At 73.5% G+C, this 14,934-nt stretch carries 16 protein-coding genes; 12 read left to right on the forward strand and 4 right to left on the reverse strand.

Going from position 1 to position 14,934, the window contains the following annotated elements; genetic code table 11:
- Positions 1 to 59: 59 nt before the first annotated feature.
- Positions 60 to 1,907 carry a dynamin family protein gene (locus tag AB0H57_RS16280; protein ID WP_357507138.1) on the forward strand — a complete coding sequence of 616 codons (1,848 nt, stop codon included), beginning with the start codon at positions 60 to 62 and terminating at the stop codon, positions 1,905 to 1,907.
- Positions 1,908 to 3,085: 1,178 nt separating this feature from the next.
- Here AB0H57_RS16280 and AB0H57_RS16285 read toward each other — a convergent pair.
- The 3 genes from AB0H57_RS16285 to trxA form a co-directional block, all read right to left on the reverse strand.
- Positions 3,086 to 4,198 (reverse strand): HTTM domain-containing protein, encoded by a 1,113-nt coding sequence (locus tag AB0H57_RS16285; RefSeq protein ID WP_357507050.1) that lies wholly within the window; start codon positions 4,196 to 4,198, stop codon positions 3,086 to 3,088.
- Positions 4,195 to 4,632, reverse strand: coding sequence for a hypothetical protein (locus tag AB0H57_RS16290; protein WP_357507052.1), 438 nt, complete (start codon positions 4,630 to 4,632; stop codon positions 4,195 to 4,197). Before AB0H57_RS16290 ends, AB0H57_RS16285 begins: the two co-directional genes overlap by 4 nt.
- A gap of 150 nt (positions 4,633 to 4,782) precedes the next feature.
- Positions 4,783 to 5,145, reverse strand: coding sequence for a thioredoxin (gene trxA / locus AB0H57_RS16295; protein ID WP_357507054.1), 363 nt, complete (start codon positions 5,143 to 5,145; stop codon positions 4,783 to 4,785).
- Positions 5,146 to 5,722: 577 nt separating this feature from the next.
- On the opposite strand from trxA, the gene AB0H57_RS16300 reads away from it, so the two are divergent.
- The 11 genes from AB0H57_RS16300 to AB0H57_RS16350 all read left to right on the forward strand — a co-directional run bounded on the left by AB0H57_RS16300 (position 5,723) and on the right by AB0H57_RS16350 (position 14,031).
- Positions 5,723 to 6,238, forward strand: a complete 516-nt coding sequence (locus AB0H57_RS16300; protein WP_357507056.1) for a MaoC family dehydratase — start codon at positions 5,723 to 5,725, stop codon at positions 6,236 to 6,238.
- Between the two features lie 99 nt (positions 6,239 to 6,337).
- Positions 6,338 to 6,826, forward strand: a complete 489-nt coding sequence (locus AB0H57_RS16305) for a hypothetical protein (protein ID WP_357507059.1) — start codon at positions 6,338 to 6,340, stop codon at positions 6,824 to 6,826.
- A 61-nt stretch (positions 6,827 to 6,887) separates the two neighbouring features.
- On the forward strand, positions 6,888 to 7,511 hold the full coding sequence (locus AB0H57_RS16310) for an RNA methyltransferase (protein ID WP_357507061.1): 624 nt from the start codon (positions 6,888 to 6,890) through the stop codon (positions 7,509 to 7,511).
- 80 nt (positions 7,512 to 7,591) lie between these two features.
- Positions 7,592 to 8,275: a DUF6758 family protein gene (locus AB0H57_RS16315; protein ID WP_357507140.1), complete on the forward strand. Its 684-nt coding sequence runs from the start codon at positions 7,592 to 7,594 to the stop codon at positions 8,273 to 8,275.
- 117 nt (positions 8,276 to 8,392) lie between these two features.
- On the forward strand, positions 8,393 to 8,551 hold the full coding sequence (locus tag AB0H57_RS16320; RefSeq protein WP_007455302.1) for a hypothetical protein: 159 nt from the start codon (positions 8,393 to 8,395) through the stop codon (positions 8,549 to 8,551).
- Positions 8,552 to 8,557: 6 nt separating this feature from the next.
- Positions 8,558 to 9,421 (forward strand): PH domain-containing protein, encoded by an 864-nt coding sequence (locus tag AB0H57_RS16325; protein WP_357507063.1) that lies wholly within the window; start codon positions 8,558 to 8,560, stop codon positions 9,419 to 9,421.
- A gap of 104 nt (positions 9,422 to 9,525) precedes the next feature.
- Positions 9,526 to 10,251 (forward strand): SigE family RNA polymerase sigma factor, encoded by a 726-nt coding sequence (locus AB0H57_RS16330; RefSeq protein ID WP_357507066.1) that lies wholly within the window; start codon positions 9,526 to 9,528, stop codon positions 10,249 to 10,251.
- A 56-nt stretch (positions 10,252 to 10,307) separates the two neighbouring features.
- Positions 10,308 to 11,516 (forward strand): hypothetical protein, encoded by a 1,209-nt coding sequence (locus AB0H57_RS16335; RefSeq protein WP_357507068.1) that lies wholly within the window; start codon positions 10,308 to 10,310, stop codon positions 11,514 to 11,516.
- A 20-nt stretch (positions 11,517 to 11,536) separates the two neighbouring features.
- Entirely contained in the window at positions 11,537 to 12,397 is an 861-nt protein-coding gene (locus tag AB0H57_RS16340; RefSeq protein WP_357507070.1) for a PHP domain-containing protein, read from the forward strand.
- Positions 12,398 to 12,429: 32 nt separating this feature from the next.
- The gene (locus AB0H57_RS16345; RefSeq protein ID WP_357507072.1) at positions 12,430 to 13,044 is read left to right on the forward strand and encodes a MarC family protein; all 615 of its coding nucleotides are present in this window, start codon (positions 12,430 to 12,432) and stop codon (positions 13,042 to 13,044) included.
- 165 nt (positions 13,045 to 13,209) lie between these two features.
- Entirely contained in the window at positions 13,210 to 14,031 is an 822-nt protein-coding gene (locus tag AB0H57_RS16350) for a PD-(D/E)XK nuclease family protein (RefSeq protein ID WP_357507142.1), read from the forward strand.
- Positions 14,032 to 14,049: 18 nt separating this feature from the next.
- On the opposite strand, the gene AB0H57_RS16355 is transcribed toward AB0H57_RS16350, so the two are convergent.
- Positions 14,050 to 14,904: an oxygenase MpaB family protein gene (locus AB0H57_RS16355; RefSeq protein WP_357507074.1), complete on the reverse strand. Its 855-nt coding sequence runs from the start codon at positions 14,902 to 14,904 to the stop codon at positions 14,050 to 14,052.
- Between the last annotated feature and the right edge of the window lie 30 nt (positions 14,905 to 14,934).

A 14,934-nucleotide genomic window follows, 5' to 3' on the forward strand; every position in this document is an offset into this window, starting at 1 on the left:
GCCCACTTTCCCTTCCCCCACTTGCTATTTGAGCTGGTATCCGCACAATTGTTGCGGTGATGGCCGGGCTCTGGTTGGACGTGCTCGACGAGATCGCCCGGACGTGCCATGCCCACGGGCGGGGCGATCTGCTCCAGGCGGTACGCCAGCGGCGTGCCCAACTGCTGGACCCCAAGCTGCGGGTCCTGGTCGTCGGCGAGCCGAACCAGGGCAAGAGCCAGCTGATCAACGCGATCGTCAACGCTCCGGTCTGCCCGGTCGGCGACGGCCGGACCACCGCTCTGCCGACCGTGGTCCAGCATGCCGAGGTGCCGTCGGCGGCGGTGGTCCAGGCGGCGCCGGGCCGGTCGGTCGACGGTCCGGCCCCGCCGGCCGCCGCACGCATCCCGCTGCCGGTGGACCGGATCGCCGTTGGGGTCAGCGGGGCGGTCGGGCGCGCTCCCGGCGCAGACCCGGGGTATGTCGAGATCGGACTGCCCCGTTCGTTGCTGGCGGCCGGGTTGGTGTTGGTGGACACGCCCGGCGTCGACGAGGTGACCGGGCTTGGCGGTGGCGCCACGGTCACCGCGGTGAACCGGGCCGACCTGGTGCTGCTGGTCTCGGACTCCACCCGTGACCTCTCCGTCGCCGAGCTGGACATGCTGCTGCACCTGACCCGCTTGCACTCGAACGTGGTCGTGGCGCAGACCAGAACGGACCTCGTACCCGATTGGCGGACGGTCGCCGAGCAGAACCGGCGGCAGCTGGCCGAGGCCGGGATCCAGGCCGCGTTGATCCCGGTCTCGGCGGCCTTGCGGCTGCGGGCGGCCGCCGCCGACGACCACCAGCTCAATGCCGAGTCGGGCTTCCCCGTCCTCATCGCGCGGTTGCGCCGGGACCTGTCCGGTAAGGGAGACGCGCTGGCCCGCGCGTCGGTCGGCATGGTCGCGCGCACAGTGGTGGAGCAGTTGGCTGCGCCGCTGCGGGCCGAGCTCGACCGCCAGGAGGCCGAGAAGCAGTCCGGACCGATCTCCCGGCTGCATGCTGCCCAGCGCGAGGTCGACGAGTTGCGCCGCTGTTCCATCCGCTGGCAGAACACGCTCACGGACGAGATGGCCAACCTGATCTCCGACATCGAGTACGACCTGCGCGACCGGACCCGGCAGATCGGGCGGACGGTCGAGGAGGCGTTCGACACGGCCGATCCGCTGGTTGCCTGGGACACCTTCCAGGAGTGGCTGGAGAGCAGCCTGTTGGAGGCGGCGGAGATCAATCGCGAATGGCTGGCCCAGCGCTGCGACTGGGTCGCCCGTCGGGTGGCCGCCAACTTCGCCCGGTACGGTCGCGACGTGCTGCCGCCGTGGTCGATCACGGTGCCGGAGGAACTCGCCGACCAGGTTCCGAAGCTTGAGCGTCCGCGTATCGACCGGTTCACCGCGAGTCAGAAGGTGATCACCGGCATGAAGGGTTCGTACGGTGGCCTGCTGATGTTCGGTCTGGCGCTGACGCTGGCCGGGATGCCGATGATCAACCCCGTGTCGATCGGGGCCGGCGCGCTGTTCGGCGGCAAGAGCATCCACGACGAGAGCAAGCAACTGCTTCGGCGCCGTCAGGCGACCGTCAAGACCGCCGTCCAGCGGCACGTCGACGACTTCTTCGTCCGGACGGCGCGGGACTGCCGGGACACCGCCCGTCAGGTGCAGCGGCTCCTCCGGGACCACTTCACCGGGCTGACCGAGGAACTGCAGGAAGCGATCGTGCAGTCGTTCCGCAGTGCCAAGCAGGCCGCCGACACCGACGCGGCCGTCCGCGATCAGCGGCAGCGGGAACTGCGGCAGGCGATGACCCGGCTGGCCGCCCTCTACGAGCAGGCGCGGCAGCTGAACGCCGCCCGCCCGGCTCCGGTGCCGCTGGAGCCCGGGGCGTGACCGTCGGGATCCGGCTGGACGAGGCGGCGTGGGGGCTGTTGCACCGGGCTCTCCAGCTCTACCGCGAACACCCCTGGGCCGCGGACCACCTGCGAAGTCAGCTGGTCCGGCTGGAGCAGCCGTTACGCATCGCCGTCACCGGCCCTGGGCGGTCCGGCAGGTCCACCCTGCTGAACGCGATCCTTGGCGAGGAGCTGGCGCCGGTCGAGGGACTGACCGGCACCGGTGTCTTCACCTGGTACGAGAACGGCCCCCAGCCGTGTGCCGTCGCATACCCGGCCGACCAGCCGCCTCAGGAACTGCCCGTTGTCAGGTCGGCCGCCGGGACCCGGGTGGACCTGCTCGGCCTGCGCCCCGGGGAGCTGCGGGACGTGGTGATGCGGTGGCCGACCCGGGCGCTGCGGCAGGTGACGCTGATTGATACGCCCGGGATCACCGGGGCCGGGGAGAACACCCGGGTGCCGGTGCTGGACCGGGTGCTGGGCGAGGCGGATGCGGTGCTGCATCTCAGCCGCGACGGCCGCGACGCCGACCTGCGGATGCTGGAGCCCATCCGGGACACCGTGGTCGGACAGGCCGCCCCGGTGCACGTGATGCTGGTGCTGTCGCGGCCGGACGAGACCGGCGGAGGACGGTTGGACGCCCTGATCACCGCCCGCCAGCTCGCTCGGCAGGCGCAGCGCGATCCGCGGGTGAACGCGCTCTGCGTCGACGTGGTCGCATGCAGCGGGCTGATCGGTCTCGCCGGGCGGGTACTCAGAGAGTCGGACTTCCTGGCGCTCGCGGAGCTGGCCCGGGTGCCCCGGGCGGAGTTGGCGGCGCACCTGCTCTCGGCCGACCGGTTCGCCCGTGGCGAGTTGCCGGTACGCCTGGACGGCTCGGTGCGTGCCACGCTGCTGGGCCGGCTGGGGATCTTCGGGGTCCGGCTGGCCACCACGCTGATCCGTGCCGGCTGTGACAGCCGGGTGAAGCTCTCCGCCGAACTCATCCGCCGCAGCGGTCTGACCGAGCTGCGGGATTCGGTCAACCACCTCTTCGTCCAACGGCACGAGACGCTCAAGGCGCGGTCGGCGCTGGCCGCGGTGGAGGAACTGGCCCGCGCCGAGCCCGGCCCGGGCTCCGCCGAACTGCTCGGCGCGGTCGAGCGGATCCTCGCCGAAGCCCACGACTTCCAGGAGCTACGTCTGCTCGCGGCCTTGCGGAACTCCGGGCTCGGCTTCGACGCCGAACTGGCTGGCGAGGCGCGACGGCTGCTCGGTGGCGACGGGCCGGCGCTGGTCGCCCGGCTCGGCGTCGAGCACGACGCGACCGTTCAGCGGCTCCGCGAGGCCACCGCCGAGGCGCACCGGCGATGGCGGCACCGGGCCGAGGACCCCCTGCTCCGGCTGGCCCAACGACGCGGGGCGCAGGTCGTCGTCCGCAGTTGCGCCGGGATGCTCGCCGAGTTGGCCACGAGCGGCCGGTGAGAGGTGCTGGCGGAGCCGGTGCGCCGGCCGAACCCGCTCCAACGGCAGGAAGCTGGTCATCGCCACCAGGTGCGGCGCGAACGAGATGGTGATGGTCGCCATGGTCACTGCGTGGAACGCGTAGAAGAAGCCGACCACGGCCAGTCGCCAGCGTGCCGGCAGCAGGAAGACCACGGGGCTGAGCAGTTCGAAGGCGATGATGCCGAACTGGGCCAGGATCAGCAGGTGCGGCACCTGGGCGATCAGGTCGGCGAGGTCGGTGCCGCGGCGGATGATCGCCCGGGCCAGCGTCGAGCCGGTCAGCCAGTCCACCCCGCCGAAGCGCAGCTTCGCCCAGGCGGCGAGGAAGTACGTGCAGATCACCGCGATCTGGGTGACCCGCAACGCCCAGCCGGCCGCCTCGCTGCGGGTCGGGTCGCCGTGCCGGGCCCGCCCGACCGTGGCCAGCGCGGCCAGCGCCACCAGCAGGCCGAGCCGGTCGTGGTCGACCTTGCCGTAGCTCATCGCGATGATCATCCACTCGAGGTAGAGCGCGAAGACGGTCCAGCCGAGCAGCCGGGGTGCCCGGCCGGTGGCGGCCAGCAGGGCGAGCGCCAGCAGCACCCAGAAGATCACCGTGACCAGGGTCGGGGTGGGGGTGGGCAGGTGCAGCAGCCGGCCGATGAGCAGCGGCCGGTACAGCTCGCCCGGCACGCTGGCGTGGGTGCGTACCCAGGGGGTGAAGAAGAGCAGGTCACCGACGACGAAGAGGTGGATCAGGGTACGGAAGGCGGCGAGCCGGCCGAGCGGGACCGGCTCGGTCAGCCAGCGGGCCAGCCGGCTCACCGGATCTCCCAGCGGGCCACGGTCTGGTCGACGTACCTGCCGGTGGGGCGGCCGTCGGCGATGCCGTGCCAGCGCACCACGATGCGTACCTCGGTCAGCGCCGGGCCGTCGGGGTGCCGTTCGGCGTACGCGTTCGCGACCTCGGTGAGCAGTTCCGGGTCGTTGCGGTAGCGGCTCTGCTGGCCCTCGATCTCGGCCCGCCGGATGCCCGTCGCGGCCTGGCCCAGCTCGATCACCCGGCCGGTGCGGTCGACCCCCTCCACCCGGGTGTCGGGGGCGGGCTCGTCCGGCGGGTTGCTGGTGGCGTACATCCGGAAGGGTCCGAACGGAAAGTCGTCGTCGGAACCCCAGAGCGTGCCGGCGAGCACCACCGCGAGACCGACCGCGGTCGCACCCAGCCGTACGGCGCGTCCGCGGCTGGTCAAGGTCTCCATCGGGTCGTGACGATACGGGATGACAACCCCCGAAGGGGGTCCTTCCGTCGTCCATTCGTCGCTGTCCGTGTCGCCAGATACCGGGCTGGGCCGGGCGCACGGATGCCGGCCGGGCCCCGTGCGGGACCCGGCCGGCGCGTGCCGTCCGGATCAGTGCTTGTGGCCGGCCAGCTTCTGGCGGACGTCGTCCATGTCGAGGGCCTCGACCTGCTCGATCAGGTTCTCCAGCGCCGACTCTGGCAGGGCGCCGGGCTGGGCGAAGACGATCACGCCGTCCCGGATCGCCATGATCGTGGGAATCGAGCGGATGTCGAACTTCGCGCCGAGTTCCTGCTGGGCCTCGGTGTCGACCTTGCCGAAGACGATCTCCGGGTGCTTCTCCGAGGAACGCTCGTAGACCGGAGCGAACCGCTTGCACGGGCCGCACCAATCGGCCCAGAAGTCGACCAGCACGATCCCGTCGCGCTCGGTCACCTCGTCGAAGTTGGCCGTGGTCAACTCAACGGTAGCCATTGCAATCTCCGATCACCGCTTATCACCTACGTCCCGTGGAACGAGGTCCGGTCTCTCGGAATTCCCGGCGCGGGGTAGGCGAAACGCCGAGCGGCCGCCGGCCCCGACAACCCCGGGACGACATCGACGACGGTCAGTGGATTCGACTCCCTGCGGATCGCATGTGCACGTCGCACTTGCGTGACCATCGGTGATGGGAGCGATTCCATAGAGATCGTCCGATTATCCGGCTACGAATCGGTAACTTCACCTCTGACGAGGCGCAATCGGGCTCATGGAGATCGCTCAGAATGCTAGGCCAAGTGACGGAGAGTAGTGTCACAAAAAGGTAACTGTGACGTCGCTCTCTATCGGATCCGGGATCGCGTACGGCAGAATCTTGGCCATCAGAGCGTGGGCGGCGGGTGCCGGGGAGGGCCCCGCCGCTCATTGCGTCTCCCCCCGGATGCCCCCCGGATGTCGCTCGGGCGCCCGGCCGGTGTGACTTTTCCTCGCCAGCAGCGCCCCCGGTGCCGCCTTAACAAGCGGTAAGGCATGCTGTGCCGAACTCCATCGCCGCCCGTCGAAGGGGACCAGGATGCAGTTCGGCCGCTACTACGAGGAGTTCGAGGTCGGCGCGGTCTACCGGCACTGGCCGGGCAAGACCGTCACCGAGTACGACGACCACCTCTTCTGCCTGCTCACCATGAACCACCACCCGCTGCACCTGGACGCCCACTACGCCGAGTCGGCGAGCCAGTTCAAGCGCAACGTGGTGGTCGGCAACTACATCTACTCCCTGCTGCTCGGCATGTCGGTGCCCGACGTCAGCGGCAAGGCCATCGCCAACCTGGAGATCGAGTCGCTGCGCCACGTCGCGCCGACCTTCCACGGCGACACCATCTACGGCGAGACCACCGTGCTGGACAAGCGCGAGTCCGCGTCGAAGCCCGACCGCGGGGTGGTCGCGGTGGAGACCCGCGGCTACAACCAGGACGGCACGCTGGTCTGCGTCTTCCGGCGCAAGGTCATGGTGCCGAAGCGGGAGTACGCGGCGGCGGCCGTCCCGGACGGCGTGGACCCGGAGCGGCCCAGCTTCCCCCAGCCACGCTGAGTCGCCGCGCGCGGCCCAGGGTCCCGTCCCGCCCGGTGTCTGTCGCGGGAACGGGGTCCTTTCCGTCTTTCGGGGCATATGCTGACGCCGGAGGTTCCCATGAGCCACTCCCGCGCCGGAGAGCCGCCCGCCGCCGGCCGCCGCGCCGCTCCGCTGACCACCGCCGTCTACTCCGCCGCCGAGTGGGAGCTGTTGACCAGCCTGCCCGGTCGGGTGCTGGTGGCCGCCGCGGCGCCCGGGCCCGGGCGCCCGCCGCGGGGGGTCGCCGCCGGGCTCGCCGGCCTCGACGCGGTGGCCGCCGGCCGGGCCTTCGACAGCGATCTGGTCCGCGCCGTGGTCGCCGCCATCTATGCCCGGCACGACGGGACCCAGCCGCCGGCCGACCGCCTCGCCGACGTGGTGGACCTGCTGGCCGCCTGCCGCGCGGCGGTCCGCGTGCTGGGCCGCCGGGCGGACCCGGCCGACTCGGCCGCCTACCGGCAGTGGGTGCAGTCGGTCGCCGGGCGCGTCTGCCGCACCGGCGCCGGGGCGGTCCCCGCCGACCAGCGCCTGCTCGACCGGCTCGCCGACGCGCTGGGTCTGGGCTGAGCCCGGCCGCCCGCAACCCTCGCGCCGCGGCCGGCCGGCCGGACCGTACGCTCTGGAAACCGTGACCGACGACCAGTTCGACGTGGGGGTGGGCCCCTGGCCCGGCGACCCGCCCGACGACCCCCGGTACGACCCGGAGCTGCTCGCGGCGGGCGACCGGCGCAACGTGGTCGACCGCTACCGGTACTGGCGCCGGGAGGCCGTGGTGGCCGACCTGGACCGCCGCCGGCACGGCTTCCACGTGGCGATCGAGAACTGGCAGCACGACTTCAACATCGGCACCGTGGTCCGGAACGCCAACGCCTTCCTCGCCGCCGAGGTGCACATCGTGGGGCGGCGGCGGTGGAACCGGCGCGGGGCCATGGTGACCGACCGCTACCAGCACGTCCGGCATCATCCGACGATCGAGGAGTTCGTCGCCTGGGCGGCGGGGGAGCGGCTGCCGATGGTCGGGATCGACAACCTGCCCGGCTCGAAGCCGCTGGAGAGCAGCGTGCTGCCGCGCCGCTGCGTGCTGCTCTTCGGTCAGGAGGGGCCGGGGCTGTCCGAGCCGGCCCGGGCGGCCTGCGCCGAGCTCTTCTCGATCGCCCAGTACGGCTCGACCCGGTCCATCAACGCCGGGGTGGCCAGCGGCATCGCCATGCACGCCTGGGTCCGCGCGTACGCCGGACCGCCGCCGGACTGAGTCGCCGGGCCGGGTGTCGTGGAGCCGCTCCGCTTGACGGGCGGGCGGCCCGGGGTGACCGTGGAGTGGTGACTGTCGCGGTGAGTTGTCCCAGGTGCGGTGGCGCGGTGCGGGCGCCGGACCTGATGCACAGCGGCTCGCGCTGTGCCCGGTGCGGGCCGGTCCCCCCGCTGCACGTCCCCGAGCACATCAACCCGGACATCGTGGCGAGCGTGGTCGAGCGGATCACCGGCGCCGACGAGCCGGAAGGGCCGCGGCCGCCGCTGTGGTGCCCGTGGCCGTTGCCTCCGGGCTGGACCATGACCGGGGTGGCCTGGGCGGGGGACGAGGGCGGCGGGGTGCGGGCCACGGCGGTGGCCTGCGCCGGCCCGGCTCCGCTCGGCGGCGGGCCGGCCGACCTGGTCTTCGTCGCCGAGGAGCCGGGCGTGGGGCTGGGCAGCCGGTTCGCCGGGACGGCCGGCCCGGATCCCGGTCCGGAGCTGGCGGAGGCGTTGGCCGAGCCCGGGCGGGGCCACCCGGAACGGGTGGCCCACGCGAAGATCCGGGTCGCCGGGCACCCCACTCCACTGTGGCTGGTGAATTCCTCGACGAATCGAAGCGCGTACGCCGGCGAGGCTCGGGGAATGTGGCTGCATGCGATAGCCTGGCCGGCGAGCGCGGGTCACCTCCTCGCGGAAGAGGTCATGCTGCACGACCTTGCCGAGTGGACTCCACCCGAGCTCGTGTACGGCGCACCATCTCCGTACCTGCACGGTGCGGCCTGACGGCCGACCCGAGTGCGTCGGAGCCGGTGCGCAGATATTCACTGTAAGACACGATGCTGATACTCTGGGTGCCGCTGCGGTAAACGGACCCGGCGCCGCGCGAGAGGATGGCCCGCCATGGTCAAGAAGGTCCTCACCTGGGCCGGAATCGCATTCTTGATCTTCTTCGTCGCCTATCGGCCCAACTCCGCGGCGGACGTGTTCAAGTCCCTCGGGGGTGGCATCATGGACATCGCCCAGGGCTTCGGCGACTTCTTCACCAGCCTCGTGGCCTAGCCGCCGATGGGAAGCCCCTCCGGACCACCCTTCGATCCCGACGACCCCGATCGGGAGCGCCGGGAGCGCGACACGGAGCCGATCCCGCGGCACCGCCCGGACGACGGGCCGGGCTACGGGTCGGGAGCCGGGCTGTCCGACGGCGCCTCCTTCTCCGACGACGTCGGCTACGGGCCGGGGCCGGGCTACGCGGGCGAGGGCCGCACCTGGGCCCGCGACCCGGACGAGCCGCCGGTCATCTCCGAGGAGGAGTTGGCCGGCCTGCGGGTGGACGCCTCCGGCATGCCGCTCGGCCCCCGCCGGGTGCTGCCCCTGGAGGACGAGCCCAGCTCCCTGGTCGCCCGCTACCTCTTCCCCACCGAGCGCTACCGGGGCGAGTGGAAGCGGCACTGGATCCACCTCACCACGCCGATCCTGATCGGCATCGGCGCCACCTTCGTCCTGGGCTACCTCTCCGGCTTCCTGGCCGGGCAGGACGTCGGGGCGCTCACCACGGTCGCGGTGCTGCTCTGGTTCGCGGTGATGGGCTGGGTGGCCTGGCGGGTCGCCGACTGGTGGTACGACCGGTTCATCCTGACCAACAAGCGGGTGATGGTGGTCAACGGCATCGTCACCCGCCGGGTCGCGATGATGCCGCTGGTCCGGGTCACCGACATGAAGTACGAGCAGACCCCGACCGGCCGGGCGCTCAACTACGGCACCTTCGTGCTGGAGTCCGCTGGTCAGGAGCAGGCGCTGCGCGAGGTCAAGAACCTGCCCAACCCCAACGAGCTCTACCTGCGCGTGGTCGAGGAGATGTACGAGCCGCAGGCCGTCGAGGCGCGGCTGGGCAAGGAAGCGGACGAGGCCAAGGCCGACGACGGGGCGTGAAACTTTCCGACCGATGATCGGAGGAGTTCCACACCTTTTGCCCTCGACCCGGGCCGCCCGGCCGTGGCAGCCTTCCTCCAGGAACGGGGGCGAGGAGGTGATCGGTGGCGGCGAGGGACCCGTTGGAGGAGGAGTTCCGCGAGTTCGTCGCGGCGCGCTCACCGGCCCTCCTGCGGACCGCCTACCTGCTTGCCGGTGACTGGGCGACCGCCGAGGACCTGTTGCAGACGGCGCTGACCAAGACCTACCTGGCCTGGAAGCGGCTCGGTGGGATCGAGGCCATCGAGCCGTACGCCCGGCGGGTCCTGGTCAACACGTCGACCAGCTGGTGGCGGCGGCGCTGGCACGGCGAGCGCCCGACCGACGTGCTGCCCGAGCGGGCCGGCGCCGACGAGATCGAGCAGCAGCTCGACCGGGACGTCCTCTGGCGACACCTGACCGCCCTGCCGGCCCGGCAGCGGGCCGTGCTGGTGCTCCGCTTCTACGAGGACATGTCGGAGGCGCAGACCGCCGCCCTGCTGGAGATCTCCACGGGCACCGTCAAGAGCCAGACCTCCCGGGCCCTCGCCACGTTGCGCCGCCGGCTCGGCGAGACCGAGGCGGCGGAGCTGGCCGAGCGGGAGTCGGCGGCACCGGCCCGGCCCGCCCCCCGTACGCCCGAACGGCCGGCGCCGACCGCGGCCCGCCCGGCGCGGCGCCCCGCCCCGGCGCCGCTCGCCGCGCCGCTGCCCAGCGTGCCGCCGGCCCCGACGGGCCCGGCCCGGAGCGCGGCCCTGGCCGGCGGGACGGCGACCGCCTCCACCGTCGGCGCGGCCCGGGAGACCTCGTGAACGCCGGCCGCCCCGACACCGACAACCGGACGGCCCCACCGGAGCGTTCTACAGCCGTGGGACAGGACGAGCTGGAGCGGGCGCTGCGGGAGATGCTCTCCCGGCAGGCGGGTGAGCGGCGGACGCCCGGCGTCGCCGACCACGCCGGTCTGGCCATCCGCCGCGCCAACCGGGGGCGGCGTCGGCGCACCTTCGCCGGTGCCGCGCTGGCCGCGGTCGCCACCGTCCTGGGCTCGGTGGGGCTGGGCCAGTTCAGCGGGTTGGCCGGCGGGCCGGCCGCCCCGGTCGTGGTGCTGGCCGACCCGGATGTCACCGCCGCACCGACCCCGGCCGCCCCCCGCTCGGCGGCGGCCGGCGGCACCGTCCGCGCCGAGGTCGACCTGATCATCGCGGGCAGCCTGCACGCGCGCGGCGGCTGGCGGGTGGACCTGGCCGGCCTCGGGCCGGTCGACCGGGCGCAGCGCGTCGCCGGCACCGACAGTTGGCTGGTGGCGGGCGCCCGGACGGTGGCCGGGCGGACGCTGTGGCTGGTGCGCCGGGACACGCCCCCGCAGGTGCTGCTGGCGGGCGCCGAGTCGATCGTCTTCGCGCCCGACGGGCGTCACGTCGCCTGGCGGGAGGGGCACCAGCTGGCCACCGCCATGCTGGTCGGTAACCAGCTGGTGGCCGCGACCCGGGTCGCCGCGCCGGTCCGCGCGGCGCCCGCCGCCTTCGTCGGCAACGCCGTCCTGGTGAAGCGGGACGAACTCGAACCGGGCCTCACGGTGTGGCGCCCGGCCGCCGGTCCACTGACGGCCGGCCCGGACCGGCGCACCACCGCCGTCTACGGGGTGCTGCCGGACGGGCGGGTGGTCGGCCAGATCGTCCCCGACCAGGGTGACCGGGCCTGCCTGGCGCTGCTCGACCCGAGCCGTGACCTGGCCCCGGTCCGCACCGACTGCGAGCTGACGCTGCGCGCCGACGGGCGGGGCGGGGTGTCGCCCGACGGTCGTTGGCTGCTGGTGAACGGCGAGAAGGACGGCGCCACCGGGGCGTACCTGGTGGACCTGGCCGCCCTCGGCCGGGCCGTCGCCCGGCCCGCCGGCCCCGAGCTCACCGGCGACGTCGCCTGGGCGTCGCCGCAGGCCGCGGTGTACGTCGCCGGCGAGGGCGCGCTGAAACGGTTCCAGGTCGACCGGGTGCTCGCCGGCGAGCGGGCCACCGGTGACGTGGCCGCCGTGGCGCCGGCCGACCGCCCGGTGGTGGTGCCCGGCGAGGTCGGCTGACCGCCCGGTAGCGTCGGCCGATGACCTCGCGGATTGACCTGCACACCCACTCGACCGCCAGCGACGGCACCCTCACCCCGGCCGAGCTGGTCCGGGCCGCCGCCGACGCCGGGCTGGACGTCGTGGCGCTCACCGACCACGACACCACCGCCGGGTGGGACGCCGCGGTCCGGGCCCTGCCGCCCGGCCTGGCCCTGGTCCGCGGCGCGGAGCTGTCCTGCCGGTGGCACGGGACGGAACCGGCGGTGCCGCTGCACCTGCTGGCATACCTGTTCGACCCGGCGGAGCCGGAACTCGTCGCCGAGCTGGCCCGGGTCCGGCAGGCCCGGCGGGAGCGCGGGGAGCGGATCGTCCGGCTGCTTCAGGCCGACGGGATCGAGGTGAGCTGGCCGGAGATCCTGGCCGGGGCGGGCGGCGGGACGGTGGGCCGCCCGCACATCGCCGCGGCGCTGATCCGGGCCGGGCTGGTCGCCACCACCGCCGAGGCGTTCGGGCCGGACTGGCTGGGCGAGCGGTACCGGCTGCCCAAGGACGACATCGACGTGTTCCGGGCGGTGGCGCTGGTCCGGGCCGCCGGCGGGGTGCCGGTCTTCGCCCACCCGCGGGCCACCCGGCGCGGCCGGATCGTGCCCGACGAGCTGATCGCCGAGCTGGCCGCCGCCGGGCTGGCCGGTCTGGAGGCCGACCACGAGGACCACTCCCCGGCCGAGCGGGCGCACGTGCGCGGGCTCGCCGCCGAGCTGGGCCTGCTGGTGACCGGCTCGTCGGACTTCCACGGCAGCCACAAGACGGTCCGGCTGGGCGCGCAGACCACCGCGGAGGAGGCGTACGAACGGATCATCGCCGAGGCCCGCGGGGTGACGCCGGTCATCTCGACCTGATCCACCGGCACCCACGCCGCTACCGTGTCCGAGTGGATGTCAAGCTCTTCGGCGAGGTCTTCGTGACCCTGCTGGTCATCGTCGACCCGCCGGGCATGATGCCCATCTTCCTCGCGCTGACCGGGCCGCTGGCCGCGCGAGACCGGAACCGGGCCGCCTGGCAGGCCGTCGCGCTCGCGCTCGGCGTGATCGTGATCTTCGCGGTGGCCGGCCAGACCCTGCTGGCCTATCTGCACGTCGACCTGCCCGCGCTGCAGGCCGCCGGTGGCCTGCTGCTGGTGCTGGTCGCGCTGGAACTGCTGACCGGCAAGGCGGACGACCCGAGCCAGCAGGTGACGTCGAACATCGCGCTGGTGCCGCTCGGCACGCCGCTGCTGGCCGGCCCGGGTGCGATCGTGGCGACCATGCTCTTCGTGCAGCAGGCCGAGGGGCTCGGCGACTATTCGGCGATCGCCACCGCCATCGTCGCGGTGATGGTCGCGGTCTGGGTCGTGCTGCGCTTCTCCGGTGGCATCGTGAAGGTCCTCCGGCCCGGCGGCATCGAGGTGCTGACCAGGATCGCCGGCCTGCTGCTGGCCGCGATCGCGGTGCAGCTCATCGCGGACGCGGTGGCCGCCTTCGTGACCCAGTACATCAACATGGCCTGACGCCCCGGCCGGTCGCTGTCGGACCGGGATGGCAGGATCGGCGGTGTGCGAGGATCCTCCCCTTCCGGGCGACCCACCACCAGCGGCCGGGCTTCCCGGCCTCAGGACCGCAGCCGGGCTCCCCGGCCCCGGGCCGAGCAGCCCGAGCAGCTCGGCTTCGAGGGCATGCCGGAGCGGCTGTTCGTCTGCACCCCCAGCAAGCTCGGCGCCTACGAGGACTGCCCCCGCCGCTACCGCTACTCCTACGTCGACCGGCCCGCCCCGCCCAAGGGGCCGCCGTGGGCGCACAACTCGCTCGGCGCGAGCGTGCACACCGCCCTCAAGAACTGGTACGCGCTGCCCGCCGACCGGCGCCGCCCCGAGGCGCTGCCGACCCTGCTCAAGGGCACCTGGGTGCGCGAGGGCTACCGCGACGACGAGCAGGAGCGGGCGGCGTACCGGCGGGCGTTGGGCTGGCTGGAGTCCTACGTGGCGACCCTCGACCCGGCCGAGGATCCGCTCGGCGTCGAGCGGGTGGTCGCCGTCAAGACCGGGGTGCTGGCCTTCAACGGCCGCGCCGACCGGATCGACTCCCGCCCCGGCCCCGACGGGCCGGAGCTGGTGATCGTCGACTACAAGACCGGCCGCACCGGGCTGGACGCCGACGACGCCCGGGGCTCGCAGGCGCTGGCGCTTTACGCGTACGCGGCCGAGCGGACCTTCCGCCGGCCCTGCCGACGGGTCGAGCTGCACCACCTGCCCACCGGCACGGTCGCCGGGCACGAGCACACCGCCGACTCGCTGGCCCGGCAGCTCGACCGGGCCGAGGCGACCGCGCGGGACATCATGGCCGCCGAGCGGGCGGTCGCCGAGGGCGGCGACCCCGACGATTCCTTCCCGACCGCCCCGGGGCCGCGCTGCGGCTGGTGCGACTACCGCCGCACCTGCCCCACCGGCGCCCAGACCCCCGGCAAGGATCCCTGGTCGGCCATCGCCGCCTCGACCTGACCGGCCCCCCAGGCTCGGTCAGGCCGCGGCGGACAGGCGGGCCGCCCGGGCCTTGGCGGCCTGCTGGAGGGGGCCCTCCCGATAGCGGCGGGGCAGGGCGGCCAGGGCGAGCCGGAGCGCGCGGACGCTGAGGTCCGCCGAGAGCGCGGTGGTCGGCAGCCCGAGGCCGCCGTACATCCGGCGGGCCCAGGCCGGCAGCAGCGCCAGGGCGGTGCCGGCGATCCCGAGATACGCCCACCGGGGCGGCCCCAGGTGCAGGCCGAGCTTCACCGGCAGGCTGACCTTCCACGGAATCGGCGGCGCGGTCAGGAAGAGCGCGGTCTCGGCCGCCTCCTTCGTCATCCGCAGCTCGGGACGGACCCGGCGGTAGTAGTCGGCGACCTCGGCGGCGGTGCCCGGCACGTCGCCCGGGTCCAGGCCGACCAGGGCGGCCGAGCGCCGCTGCTCGGTGTAGTAGCGGTCCACCTCGGCGCCGGTCAGCGGCACCCCGGCCCGGCGGGCCGTGCTGAGGAACGACTCGACCTCGGTGACGTGCACCCAGCGCAGCAGGTCCGGCTCGTCGATCCGGAACACCTCGCCGGTGACCGGGTCGGTGGCCCGCAGCCGGGCGTGCAGCGCGCGCAGCCGGCGGCCGGCCGCCTCGACCTCGGCGGTGGTGCCGTACACGGTGGTGCCCACGTACTCGGCGGTGCGGACCAGCCGGCCCCACGCGTCCCGCCGGTAGTTGCTGTTCTGCGCCACCCCGGCCATCGCCCGGGGATGCAACGCCTGGAGGTAGAGCGAGCGGAGGCCGGCGACGATCAGGATCGGTTCCTCGTGCAGCTTCCACGTGACCGATCCGGGACCGAACAGGCCGAGGTCATCGGAGTCCACCGACCAAGCGTGCCACGCCCGGCCGGCGCG

This window comes from Micromonospora sp. NPDC050686, assembly GCF_040654475.1.
Lineage (GTDB): Bacteria > Actinomycetota > Actinomycetes > Mycobacteriales > Micromonosporaceae > Micromonospora.

What these genes read in the sequence shown, in the direction of transcription:
- AB0H57_RS16280 (WP_357507138.1), top strand. Translation starts at nt 60, where the DNA reads ATGGCCGGGCTCTGGTTGGACGTGCTCGACGAGATCGCCCGGACGTGC.
- AB0H57_RS16290 (WP_357507052.1), bottom strand. Translation starts at nt 4,632, where the DNA reads ATGGAGACCTTGACCAGCCGCGGACGCGCCGTACGGCTGGGTGCGACC.
- trxA (WP_357507054.1), bottom strand. Translation starts at nt 5,145, where the DNA reads ATGGCTACCGTTGAGTTGACCACGGCCAACTTCGACGAGGTGACCGAG.
- AB0H57_RS16300 (WP_357507056.1), top strand. Translation starts at nt 5,723, where the DNA reads ATGCAGTTCGGCCGCTACTACGAGGAGTTCGAGGTCGGCGCGGTCTAC.
- AB0H57_RS16305 (WP_357507059.1), top strand. Translation starts at nt 6,338, where the DNA reads ATGAGCCACTCCCGCGCCGGAGAGCCGCCCGCCGCCGGCCGCCGCGCC.
- AB0H57_RS16320 (WP_007455302.1), top strand. Translation starts at nt 8,393, where the DNA reads ATGGTCAAGAAGGTCCTCACCTGGGCCGGAATCGCATTCTTGATCTTC.
- AB0H57_RS16325 (WP_357507063.1), top strand. Translation starts at nt 8,558, where the DNA reads ATGGGAAGCCCCTCCGGACCACCCTTCGATCCCGACGACCCCGATCGG.
- AB0H57_RS16340 (WP_357507070.1), top strand. Translation starts at nt 11,537, where the DNA reads ATGACCTCGCGGATTGACCTGCACACCCACTCGACCGCCAGCGACGGC.
- AB0H57_RS16350 (WP_357507142.1), top strand. Translation starts at nt 13,210, where the DNA reads ATGCCGGAGCGGCTGTTCGTCTGCACCCCCAGCAAGCTCGGCGCCTAC.